We start from the raw sequence: 11390 nt of genomic DNA, 5'->3' as shown, positions 1-11390 counted from the left end.
CCCTGGAACAGGGCTCGGATCCCCGCAGACCGGAAGGGGTGCTCAGGCGCTGTAGTACTCGCGGCTGCCGGACTTGGCCAGCCCGCGGGCCACCAGGTAACCGATGGTCAGGTAGGTGATGTACTCCATGGCCTGACGGGCATCGAACAGGTCCGCGCCGTTCTCGACCCCGCCGTCACCGACCAGGGTGGCGGTGACGACGATGGCCACCAGCACCCCGAGGTAGGCGATGAGCTCGGTGGTCCTGGTCGCGGCCTTGGTCTCGGTGGCCCGGCGCAGACCACTGTCGTCAGTGTGCGCAGCAGTGGAAGCGGTGTGGGAAGCAGTGTTCGTCAAAGGAATCTCCTGAAGAAATCAAAGGGGTGCCGGATTCGGCAGGGCACCGGAGGGCAGATCGCCGTCGGCGCAGTCAGTGGAAGGCTGGGGGGCGCAGTGTGCTCAACGCCTTGCCTACACCGTAGACTGTACGTGTAGACTATGGAATAAGCAAAACCCCCTGATTGAAGGACCCCGATGCCCATGCACTCCCCTGCCGCGGACCCCGACACCGGCTCCGTCGAGGACCCCGTACCGACCCCCAGGGCCAAGGCGCGCAAGCCCCGGCTCAGCCGGGAGGCCGTGCTCACCGCGGCCCTGGCCCTGGTGGACGCCGAGGGCCTCGACGCCTTGAGCATGCGCCGGTTGGGGGCTGAGCTGGGCCGGGACCCGATGGGTCTGTACCGGTATGCGAAGAACCGCGCGGACCTGCTGGACGGGATCACCGAGCTGGTGCTGGACCAGTTGGTCATCCCCACCGACGGGGCGGACTGGCAACAGCAGCTGCGCGCCACCGCCCACGATTTCCGCGACCTGGCTCTGGCCCATCCGCACGTGGTGCCGCTGCTGGTGACCCGGCCGCTGTCCACCCCGCTGGGGCTGCGCCCGCTGGGCACGCTGCGCCCGCTGGAGAACATCCTGGCCCTGCTCATCGACGCCGGCTTCGCCCCGGCCGATGCCCTGCACGTCTACCGGGCCTACTACGGGTTCCTCTACGGCCACGTCCTCAACGAGCTCCAGGAGTTCGTCGTGGACGAGCAGGAGAACGAGTCCCTGCTGCGCCTGGGCCTGCACCGGCTGCCCGCCCGCTCCTTCCCCCGGCTGCGCGCCCTGGCCCCGGTGCTGGCCGACTACGACGGGGCGGCCGAGCTCGATCAGGGCGTCACCATCCTGCTGGGCGGCCTCGCCGCCCAGCTCCACCCCGCACCGTCCACACCCAGCGGCCCGACCGCGATGCCCCAGGGCGCCGTCGGGTCGGTCTCGGGCAGCACGCCACATCCCGACCAGCTCGAGACCTGACCCGCTGATGCTCGAGCCGCTTGACCCCTGATCTGTTCGTCCCGTTGCATCCAGGAGTTCTCATGACCATCATCGCCGCCTCCGAGCCGATCGACGCCAACGATGACCGGACGCAGTCCGAGCCCGGCGCCGCACTTCCCGTACCGGGCACGCAGCCGGAACCTCGGCAGACACCGGGAAGCCGCCTGGGCCCGGCCGAGGACTTCCCCGATGATCTGACCGGCCTGAGCATGGCGGACCTGCAGGTGCTGCACTCCCGGATCACCCGCCAGCTCGACCACGACTACCTCACCGCCCCTGCCGGACCCCACTGCTCCACCATGGACCGGGGCTTCGAACTGGCCGCCGAACTGGATGCCCGCGACGCCGCATGAGATCACATGACCCCGCCCGAGCCCTCACCGACAGGCACCCCATGAACACCACCCACACCCCGGACCCCACCGACACCGCGGATCCGGCTGTCCGCAAGTTCGACGCCATCTGCGTCATCTTCAATCCGCACAGCACCGGGGACGCCCCGGATCTGGCAGCGAAGCTGCGCGACCAGCTGACCCAGGACCTGCCCTACAGCCCGGAGATCCGGATGCTGCCCACCGAGCACGCCGGGCACGCCGTGGACCTGGCCCGCGAAGCGGCGGGCACACCGAACGCCCTGGTCGTCTCGGTCAGCGGCGACGGCGGATACAACGAGGTCGTCAACGGGGTCATGGCCGCCGGGGCCACCGACGCCGTGTGCGCGGTGCTCCCCGCCGGCAACGCCAACGACCACCACCGCACCACCGCCCGCCAGCCCCTGGCCCAGGCCATCGCCGAAGGCCGGGTGCGCCAGATGGATCTGCTGCACCTGTCCACCGGGAACCACCCGGGCGCGCAAGCCCTCTACGCCCACTCCTACATCGGCTTCGGGCTGACCCCCGTGGTGGCCATCGACATGGAGAAGGGCAACAAAGGGGCGCTCAAGGAGATGGTCTCGGTGGTGCGAACCTTCGCGCAGTTCCGGCCCTTCCGGATCCAGCACACCGACGGCACCCGCCAGAAGATCGACAGCCTCCTCTTCGCCAACATCCCTCAGATGGCCAAGTTCGCCACCCTCAGTCAAGCCGAGGACCGTCCGGCCGACGGACGCTTCGAGGTGATCCTCTTCCCGCACACCGCCAAGTGGAAGGTGCTGCTCAAGGCCGCCCGCGCGACCACCACCGGGCTGGGAGACCAGCCCAGTGTGGCTCGCTACGAGTTCACCGCCCTCAAGCCGATGCCCTACCAGCTCGACGGGGAGGTCCGCTCCGTGCCGGCGAACACCACGGTGAGGATCGAATCCGCGCCTTCGGCCCTGACCGTGATCGGCTGACTCCACTCCCCCATGGCCGATCCGACACGCCAGCAGTGAGCCGCTGGAGACCACCACGGGAGGACGGCGGAACGCTGCCCGCTGCCGGCAAGATCCCGGCCGGTGACCACGCTCCCCTCCTCGGTGCCACCGCTCGCCAGTGCCACGTCCCCTCACCCACCCGACACCCGCACGCTGTGCGCACCCAGGCCCAAGCCCAGGAAGAAGATCACCATGAGCATCTCAGGAACCACCTCGCAAGACCCCGACGGGGCCGGAGACCTCCCCGAGGACGCCGCCGCGGATCAGCAGGGAGGCCTGGTCGACGCCGATGGCGGGGCACAGTTCGACGCTGCCGTCGAGCAGCGCCTGGCCGACGGTCAGAACTCGGGTTCCACCACCGGCGCGCAGACAGGGACCGAGGACGACAAGACGAACCTGCCCGTGCTGGAGGAAGAAGAGGACAGCCCCGTCAAGCCGCAGAACTCCTGAGGCCCCGACATGCTCTCAGTCCTGGTAGTCAGCGGCGAGCCGTCGCCGTTCGTGCACTCGCCGGTTGTAGGTCGCTTCCCGGATCGACTCGTCGCTGTCGAAATTCGATCCCAAGGCCCCGGCCAAGGTGCCCAGCGAGGCGGCCAGCCAGGACAGGTGGAGATAGTCGAACAGGGTGACCGGGTGGCCGAGCTGGGAGGCGAGATAGTCGCCGGTGATGACCGCCAACCCCAGCACGAACAGCACCAACCACAGGATCATGTACATCAGAACCACGCTCAGCCCGACCGTGATGATCGTGGCCGCATTGTCCAGCCCGGCCCGCCACCGATCAGCGGCGTCACGGAGGCTGTTCCACAATCCGTTGTAGCCGATCAGCCACGCACTCAGCGCCGCGATCACCACACCACTGATCGCGGCCATACGGGGCACGGACAGCGCATCCGACATGTTCCAGATGGACGCATAGAAGATACCGAAGGCCCCCGTGGCCGCCGCCGCGGCCACACAACTGGACAGGGCCGACAACAGACGCCCGGGACGGTTGCTGCGGACCATCCCCGACAGCAACCGCAACCGATTCCACCGCCCCGGAAGAACGACATAGGACACGTCCCCGTCCCGCCCCGGGGGCACCCGGCGCACCGCCCCATGTCCCACCGCCTCCCGGGCTGCCGGGGCGGACGGGAAATCCATGGTCCCCTCCTGCACCGAGCGGATCAACGCCACCACCAACTTCCGGATCCTTCTCCTGAGCCGGTGTGCCCCCAGAGCCGGCAGCACCACCAGGGCAGCGCGAGCCGCAGAACTCACCTCGCACAACATGGAGTGCCCGTCGTGGACCCGGGGAAGATCCGTCAGATACACCACGTAGTCCCAACCACGCCCGTCCCGGATCTCGCAGGCACGCTCCATCAAGGGAATCTCCCCCTCCAGGGTGAGCGGAAGAGCCCCTGCACTGACCTCCACCTCCCACTGCACCCCCGCACCACCAACAGCACGGGGATCGTCCGACAGTTCCCGGGACACATCAGCGGCAACCGATGCGGCCACTTTCTCCGGCAGGCCGGGATCGGCCATCAGCCCTATCCTCATCGTCGTCGCGGTCATGACCCCATCATCACCGACACACGCTCGCCCCGACCTCGCTCCGCCTCATGGCCCCAGCACGAACTCCGACCGCCCACGCAAAGGGTCAGACCGTTCACACCCACTCACACATCGGTTTCTCACCGCGAACCCGATCCCTCAGGAACCCCTGGTCGGGCCTGTCGCAGCGACGGCGCATGAGGCCCCGTCGCCTCGAGAGGAGCTCGAGGGCCGACATGAGCGAGAACATCGAGACGCTGGTGGACGTGAGCCGTCCGACCAGCAGGCGGAGGAGAAGCCGGAGCTGTCCCCGGCCGATCAGGACACCGTCCGGGAACTGGTCCGCGCGGGCTGTTGAAGCAGCTGACCAAGATGGTCGTCGAGGCGGCCCTGGAGCAGGTCGACGCGGCGGTGTTCATCGACGCGATCATGGTCGAGGTCCACGACGGGCAGGTCCGCAACCGGCCCGTGCACGCGGCGATCGGCGTGGACCTGGGCCGGCACGAGGACATCGGCGGGCATGTGGACCGGGGACGGCGACGGGGAGTCAGCGAGGTCCTGGTGGGCGGTCCCGAGCGACTACGCCTCGCGGAAGTACTGGGACGAGCTCGCGGAGGATCTGCAGCCCGTCCACACCGCCCCGACCACGGCAGCCAGCGAGGCCGCCTCGGAGAAGGTGGACGACCTGGAGTTCCGCCAGGTGATCTGCTCGACCAACGCCGTCGACTCCTTCAACGCCCGGTACCGGATGGCGGGACGGGCCCGGGGGTCGGTTCCTGAAAGAGCAGTCCGCGATGAAGACCCTGTACCTCGTGGTGCGATTCCTGGGCCCGAAGGACACCGGACAGACACGATGGGTCACACGGTGGAAGCCGGCGCTGCACGCCTTCGCTTGTCCCCTTCGCCGACCGGATGCCGGCGGCGGAGAACCACTCACCATGGAAACGCCCCCCACACCGCTGGAGCGACAGTCCCTGATCGGCTGCCGGACGGGCAGGGGCAGCATCCCTTGCAGCGCCTCGGGTGCACCACGTGGAGTTCTGGTCCTACAGTGTAGATCTCAGGCTCTGGCGCGTGTGCTGGTACCTGCAGTGCAAGAAGGATCGATCATCTGGTGCTCAAGCAGCAGGTTGCCGCGTGGTCGGTTCGCCTTGGTCGGGCCGGCAGGTGCGATGCGGACGGTTCAGCAATCATCGGCGATCCACCTGACGCGTTGCGGGCTGTTCGCGTCCTTCGGGCCCGAGAAACGCTGACGAGTTCGAGGATTGGGGTGCGCGGTGTCCGATGTGGATCACGATGTGCCGTGGACGGCGTTGCCGACGACGCTCACTCCACTGCTGGAGGGGCATGTGCCCGCCTTCACGGAAGGGTTGCTGGCGGCGGTGCACCGGGACGTCCCGGTGTACGCCACCTCTCTGGAGGGGCCGTTGCGGGGTGAGATCCAGCATGGGGTGGAGTCCGCCCTGACCCGTTTCCTGGACCTGGCCGGCACCGAACAACCGGCCCTGCGTGACGAGGACCGGCTGGTCTACGAGCTGCTCGGCCGGGCCGAGGTCCACCAGGGCCGGCCCATGGACGCACTGTTCGGCGCCTACCGCTCCGCGGCCCGGGCCACCCTGCGGTCGATGTCGGGGGTCGCCATGGAATCCGGGGCCGAGGCCTCGGTGCTGATCGTCCTGGCGGAGTCGGTGTTCGCCTACATCGAGGAGCTCTCCGCCGCCAGCGCCCAGGGCTACGCCGCCGAGGAGTCCGAACGCGCCGGTGAGCAGGAACGACTGCTGGCCACGGTGGCGGAGATGCTGATCCGCGGCCACGCCGAGGAGGACGCCGTGCGCGCGGCCGTGCTCACGGCCGGCTGGACCCTGCCCGAGCGGGTCGTCGTGGTCACCCTGCCCGCCGACCGGCGCACAGGACTGAAATCCCGCCTGGGTGCCCGGGCACTCCTCACCTCCCGCCCGGGTGACATCATCGCGGTCGTGCCGGAGCCCTCCTCCCCGACAGCGCGCCAGGAGCTGGGGCGCGCCCTGGTCCGGCGCAACGCGGTGGTGGGCCCAGCCCGACCCTGGCCGTCAGCACCGGATTCCCTGCGTCTGGCCGTGCTGGCCCGGGACCTGCTGCGGACCGACCCCGACGTCGAGGGGCCGCTGTGGGTGACTGAGCACCTCGCTCAGCTGCTGCTGCTCAGTGACCACGCCATGGTCGAGGACCTCGCCGCCCAACGGCTGGCCCCGCTGGAGCAGCTGCGCCCCGCCCAGCGGGAGCGGCTGCGGGCGACCCTGTTGTCCTGGCTCAAGCACCACGGGCACCGCGCTGCGATGGCCGCCGAGCTGGATGTCCACGAGCAGACGGTCGGCTACCGGGTCAACCAGCTGCGCGAGGTGTTCGGAGAAGCACTCAATGACCCCCAGGCCCGCTTCGAGCTGGAGCTCGTCCTTCGCGCTCGGCCGCCTCGGAACTCGGCCTGAGCAACCATCGCTGCGGTGGCGGGCATCCCGTCCGCAGCTCCCGCCGCTCGTGGACACGGGAACCACCCGTCCGGCCACCTGCCCACCATCGCAAGGCCACAGCATCAGGTGATTCGTGCGACCCATGGGAGAAACCCCTCCTGCAACGTCGCTTTCGTGGGAAGTGACCGGTAGACGGCCACATGTCAATCAGGAAAGCCCGACGGCGACGCCCAGAGCAGGAAAAGTTGCAAGGGGACTGCTGCACTCGTAAGTGACAACTTGAGCTGGCTTGATGGCCGCTATCTCGCCTCATGTAAAGTGACGATGAGTAGGAGCTCCTTGAGGTTTCACCGGCCGTGCGGCAGCCCCCTCCCGCCCCGGTCACCCCGCCACCTGCGGCAAGGTCGAACGCTTCCAACAGACCCTCAAGAACTGGTTGCGCCTCCAACCCGACCAACTGGTGAGCCTGCCCGCCCTGCAGGGTCTCCTGGACCGGTTCCGCACCGAGCACAACCAGCACCGGCCCAGGAGACCCTGCCGCACCGGGCCACCCTGGGCGCGCTCTACCAAACCATGCATAAAGCCCTGCCCGGGCCCAACCACGATCCCGACGCCCACGACTATGTCCGCCACGACCGGATCGGCAGCACCGGCACCGTCACCCTGCGCGTGGCCGGGGTCCTGCGTCACATCGGCATCGGCCGAACCCACAAAGGAACCCACGTCTTCCTGCTCATCCAGGACCACCAGGTGCGCGTGGTCAACGCCACCACAGGGGAGCTGCTGCGCGAACTCACCATCGACCCCAGCCGCGACTACCAACCCCGAGCATGGCAAAAGGCCCGAACCCACATCCGTGGGTTCGGGCCTTGCCGATGTCCTGAGACATCACACACTGAAAGACCGAGGCATAAAGACCTACGGGTATTTACTGATATATAACAGAGATGCGGATAGTCAGCGGTTCATCCCAGTCGACCTCACCCCTCACGATCACAACCCCATTTCCTGGAACAACGTTATATACCTTCATCCCAGCATTTCCCATATGTGGTTCGCCTCTAGCGTTTAGTTCACACAAAGAGGCAACGGCGTTTTTTCCAGAATGACACCCCGGGGCATTTACGGGGTGGGTAAAGATCCTTTTTACTTTGATGTTGTCACGACTTGATCCAACGGACATATCAATTATCCCTTTTTATCTACTCTTGCATGCGAAATGCTGAGATTTACGCGTCAGCTTAGAACTTGTAAATAGTCAGATTATGCGACCCAAATACCGAAACCGCCTCTCGTCGACGACAACTTCGTCCACCTCCAGCATGGCCTTGACCTTTTTCCTCGGTTAATGCCCTGCAGTATTCTGGTTGACGTGGCCTTTTACTGGGTATGCATCAAGGTTAGGAAGCCACTGAGCGTCGCACATTCGCGTCTCCCCGTAAATCGAATCAGTGCCAGCACGTAGGTGTGCCGCCGGCACATTCGGCACAATGGAGAGCGTGATCGCCAAGAACGGCATGGCGCGTGGATGGGGCCTATGGATACTGGTGGCGGCTGCTCTCGTCGGAGTCGCTCCGGTGCCCTATACGGCCGCAGTGGGTGGTTGGTGGGTCGCGCCGAACGTGGTGTTCCAGCTGGTGGTCTATGCCACCGGGTTCACCCTCCTGCGCGTGCCCGAGCACCGGCGCAATGCCACGCACCTCGTTCTCGCTGGTGTGGCCAGCGCGACGGGTTACCTGCTGTCCGAGCCGATCGCCTCTATCGGCTACTGGTTCCAGCTGGGATATGTCGCCCAGTGGTTGGTGGCGCCACTGTTCTTGCGGGTGCTACTTAGTTACCCAGCTCCCGGCCCTCGTGGTCGATCGGCCTCAGCGCTCCTGCGCGCCACCTGGCTGTGGGCCACCGTTCCTTGGCTCGTCTCAGCAGCTCAATGGAACCCAATTCATGCTGAAGTGCGCAACTCCACCCTTTGGGTGCGCCTTGTGGACTTCAAGCCCGGGGCGGAAACCGTTGCGTTGATCGGAAGCGCGGGCTCCATCGTGGTGGGGATTTGGGCTGTCCGTGTCATGTGGCAGCGGTGGCGCTCGGCTAAGGGGCCCCTGGCGCCGAGGTCGCGACTTGTTGCTGCGGCAGGAAGCCTGCTCGCCGTCGGTGTGGGGAGCCGGGAGGTCGCCCGCGTCCTGGTCGACACCCACCGGATCAACTGGGAGGGCCGGGCCTGGATTGAGACCGGACATACCGTACTGGCGATCGTGGCCGTGCTGCTGACCGTCGGATCCGTCTATTGGTCGTTCGCTCAGCGCCCGAGGGTGGTCGAAGCCATGGTCGCCACGGCCGGGGACGCCCCGGGGGTCGAGGCGGCACTACGCCGCGTGCTCGGTGACCCGACCGCGCGGCTGTACTACGACATCGGCGGGATATGGCTGGACGCTCACGGCGCCCAGGCAAACCCCGCCCCCGCACTCGGACGGCTACGGAAAATTCTTCCCGATGATCAGGGCCAGCCCAGTGCGTTGGCGGATCTCGATGATGTCGTGCTAGAAGACCCTATCCAGACCAGGATCGCCCTGTCGGCCACTCGACTGGTTCTCGAGGCCGCTCATCTTGCCGTGGAGCGAGACGCCTACGCCAAGGAACTGGCCGAGTCACGTCAGCGGATCGTCACCGACAGCGTCACGCAACGCATAGAACTCGAGCGCGCCCTGCACGACGGGGTGCAGCAACACCTCCTCGCCGTCTCGACGACCCTGTCTCGAGCACAGCTCGCGTCCAATCCCACCGAGAGCGCCGATGTCATTGACCAAGCCCAAGACCAACTCACAGAAGCTCTGGCCGAGCTGCGCCGATTGGCCCGCGGCATTCACCCCGTAGCACTCGGCCACGGTGGCCTCCCCGGAGGACTGCGCGTCATGGTCGACCGGTGGGATGACTGCGAACTCGTCCTCAGACCACCGGAGCTGTCCTTTTCGTGTCTGGACGAGACCGTCCGAGCGACGTGCTACTTCGCCGCCGCCGAGGCATTGGCTAACGCCATCAAGTACGGGAGCAGACCCGTGACGATCACGGCCGCCTGCGACGGGCAAGAGGTGACCATCACCGTCGTCGATCGAGGAGCCGGCGGGGCACGTCCTGTCCCAGGGGGTGGCCTGGCCGGGCTGAGGGATCGCCTGGCCGCGGTCGGTGGGAGAACGATGATAACCAGCCCTGAAGGAGGACCAACGGTGATAGAGATTCGCTCCCCCGTGCACACCTCCACCGCCCTGGGTGCGCCATGAACGGTCTACGGGTCGCCCTTGCCGACGACTCCGGCATCTTCCGCGCGGGGCTGGCCGCCCTGCTGACAGCAGCTGGAATCCACGTCGTCGCATCCGTAGGTGACGTGCAGACCCTGCAGGGGCAGATGGCAGTACACCCCGTGGACGTCGCCATCCTCGACATTCGGATGCCCCCCACCTACACCGACGAAGGCATCCGGGCTGCGATAACACTGCGCGAACGTCATCCCGATCTCGGCGTCCTCATGCTCTCGACCTACGCTGAGGCCGCGTGGGCGCGAGAACTCATTGCCGTCATCCCCTCTGGTGTCGGTTATCTCCTCAAGGACCGCGTCAGCTCTGTGGGCCGCCTCATCGAGGCCATCGAGGAAGTAGCCGGTGGAGGAATCGCTCTGGACCCCACCGTCGTAGCCTCGCTCATGCGGTCACACACCGTCGTTGACCGACTTACCCCCCGAGAGCGAGAGGTCCTCGCGCTCATCGCCGAAGGCAGATCCAATCTCGCTATCGCGCGCCAACTGCACATCTCCGTACGGACCGTGGAGGTGCATGTCGCCGCGGTCCTACGGAACCTCGACATCCACCCCTCCCAGGATGACAACTCGCGTGTCCTAGCCACCCGAGCCTTCCTCAAGCACCAGCCCTGAGGACCACGTCCATCTTCCAGCCCCCGCGGGGCAGATAGGCCTTCAGCACCGTAACTGCGGCAACCCCAGCGACCTCTAACCGGGCCATATGTAAAGCGGCAGAGTGCTCTCCTCCTCTCACCCGGTTCCCGCAGCAGTCCTATGGGAACTGTCGCAGCAACGGTGGAGAGCCTCGCCGACCTGCTTGGCATCCATTGGCGGGCGCTGCGGGAGTGGGTGGGGCAGGACGAGGCCGACGGCGATGTGCGGGCGGGCACCACGATTGAGGCAGGAGAGCGGATCGCTGCGCTTGAGCGGGGGCTCGAGCTGCTGTGGGCCAACGAGGAAGGAAAAATCAATCAGTGGGCGGTTCAGCGCAGTTGGTCATGACAGCAGGAAGGGGCGCTTCCGTTCGGTAAGCGCCCCTTGGGGTGTCCTGCTCGTGGCCTGGTGTCGTGTCAGGGGCGGTGCGGGCCGGGCTTGCGGATCAGCGCTGTCAGTGCGATACCGGCCAGAGCCAGTCCGACGATGGCCAGCACCCAGGCGCCGGTCGTCAGCCCTGCGGCCACGAGGACCATCCCGCCGGCGGTGCTCTCCTGCGCTCCGTACATCTCATACTCCTTCTGCCGCGTACTGCGCGGCCCATCGGTCAGTTTTCTTGTTGGTGATCTTGGAGGTCAGCACGTCGACCCATGACCGGACGAACCATCCGGCGCGCATCCACATGAAGGCCTCGTTGGGGAAGAAGGTCGCGGCGAGGAGCAGGTCCTTCTTGTCCCGGTGAGGTATTCGCATC

At 66.7% G+C, this 11390-nt stretch carries 12 protein-coding genes and 3 pseudogenes; 11 read left to right on the top strand and 4 right to left on the bottom strand.

Annotation, left to right across the window (positions count from 1 at the left end; all coding sequences use genetic code 11):
* Window positions 1–42: 42 nt before the first annotated feature.
* Window positions 43–336 carry a hypothetical protein gene (locus ACFU0Y_RS14105; protein ID WP_380215157.1) on the bottom strand — a complete coding sequence of 98 codons (294 nt, stop codon included), beginning with the start codon at window positions 334–336 and terminating at the stop codon, window positions 43–45.
* 183 nt (window positions 337–519) lie between these two features.
* Here ACFU0Y_RS14105 and ACFU0Y_RS14100 point away from each other — a divergent pair, with 183 nt between their 5' ends.
* From ACFU0Y_RS14100 to ACFU0Y_RS14085, 4 genes are all read left to right on the top strand, one after another.
* Window positions 520–1335 (top strand): TetR/AcrR family transcriptional regulator C-terminal domain-containing protein, encoded by an 816-nt coding sequence (locus ACFU0Y_RS14100; protein WP_380215156.1) that lies wholly within the window; start codon window positions 520–522, stop codon window positions 1333–1335.
* Between the two features lie 62 nt (window positions 1336–1397).
* Window positions 1398–1709, top strand: coding sequence for a hypothetical protein (locus ACFU0Y_RS14095; protein ID WP_380215155.1), 312 nt, complete (start codon window positions 1398–1400; stop codon window positions 1707–1709).
* 41 nt (window positions 1710–1750) lie between these two features.
* Complete coding sequence (locus tag ACFU0Y_RS14090; RefSeq protein WP_380215154.1) at window positions 1751–2686, top strand: diacylglycerol/lipid kinase family protein; 936 nt, start codon at window positions 1751–1753, stop codon at window positions 2684–2686.
* Between the two features lie 213 nt (window positions 2687–2899).
* Window positions 2900–3157 carry a hypothetical protein gene (locus tag ACFU0Y_RS14085; RefSeq protein ID WP_380215153.1) on the top strand — a complete coding sequence of 86 codons (258 nt, stop codon included), beginning with the start codon at window positions 2900–2902 and terminating at the stop codon, window positions 3155–3157.
* A gap of 15 nt (window positions 3158–3172) precedes the next feature.
* Here the strand turns inward: ACFU0Y_RS14085 and ACFU0Y_RS14080 are convergent, their stop codons facing one another.
* Window positions 3173–4267: a hypothetical protein gene (locus ACFU0Y_RS14080; protein ID WP_380215152.1), complete on the bottom strand. Its 1095-nt coding sequence runs from the start codon at window positions 4265–4267 to the stop codon at window positions 3173–3175.
* A gap of 369 nt (window positions 4268–4636) precedes the next feature.
* Between ACFU0Y_RS14080 and ACFU0Y_RS14075 the strand changes: the two are divergent.
* The 7 genes and pseudogenes from ACFU0Y_RS14075 to ACFU0Y_RS14045 all read left to right on the top strand — a co-directional run.
* Window positions 4637–5224, top strand: a pseudogene (locus ACFU0Y_RS14075) (transposase); the annotation flags it as partial.
* Between the two features lie 371 nt (window positions 5225–5595).
* Window positions 5596–6711: a helix-turn-helix domain-containing protein gene (locus ACFU0Y_RS14070; RefSeq protein WP_380215151.1), complete on the top strand. Its 1116-nt coding sequence runs from the start codon at window positions 5596–5598 to the stop codon at window positions 6709–6711.
* A 412-nt stretch (window positions 6712–7123) separates the two neighbouring features.
* A pseudogene (locus tag ACFU0Y_RS14065) lies at window positions 7124–7168 on the top strand (hypothetical protein); the annotation flags it as partial.
* A 98-nt stretch (window positions 7169–7266) separates the two neighbouring features.
* Window positions 7267–7635, top strand: a complete 369-nt coding sequence (locus ACFU0Y_RS14060) for a hypothetical protein (protein WP_380215150.1) — start codon at window positions 7267–7269, stop codon at window positions 7633–7635.
* 557 nt (window positions 7636–8192) lie between these two features.
* Window positions 8193–9968, top strand: a complete 1776-nt coding sequence (locus tag ACFU0Y_RS14055) for a sensor histidine kinase (protein ID WP_380215149.1) — start codon at window positions 8193–8195, stop codon at window positions 9966–9968.
* On the top strand, window positions 9965–10615 hold the full coding sequence (locus ACFU0Y_RS14050; RefSeq protein WP_380215148.1) for a LuxR C-terminal-related transcriptional regulator: 651 nt from the start codon (window positions 9965–9967) through the stop codon (window positions 10613–10615). The genes ACFU0Y_RS14055 and ACFU0Y_RS14050 overlap by 4 nt, the downstream gene beginning before the upstream one ends.
* A gap of 162 nt (window positions 10616–10777) precedes the next feature.
* Window positions 10778–10984: a hypothetical protein gene (locus tag ACFU0Y_RS14045; protein WP_380215147.1), complete on the top strand. Its 207-nt coding sequence runs from the start codon at window positions 10778–10780 to the stop codon at window positions 10982–10984.
* Between the two features lie 68 nt (window positions 10985–11052).
* On the opposite strand, the gene ACFU0Y_RS14040 is transcribed toward ACFU0Y_RS14045, so the two are convergent.
* Complete coding sequence (locus ACFU0Y_RS14040; protein ID WP_154676736.1) at window positions 11053–11205, bottom strand: hypothetical protein; 153 nt, start codon at window positions 11203–11205, stop codon at window positions 11053–11055.
* Between the two features lies 1 nt (window position 11206).
* A pseudogene (locus tag ACFU0Y_RS14035) lies at window positions 11207–11390 on the bottom strand (glycosyltransferase family 2 protein); the annotation flags it as partial.

Origin of the sequence: Kocuria sp. NPDC057446, assembly GCF_042802875.1 — a bacterium.
Lineage (GTDB): Bacteria > Actinomycetota > Actinomycetes > Actinomycetales > Micrococcaceae > Kocuria.
The sequence above is the reverse complement of the archived record's forward strand: the minus strand, read 5'-3'. Positions and strand labels throughout refer to the sequence as shown.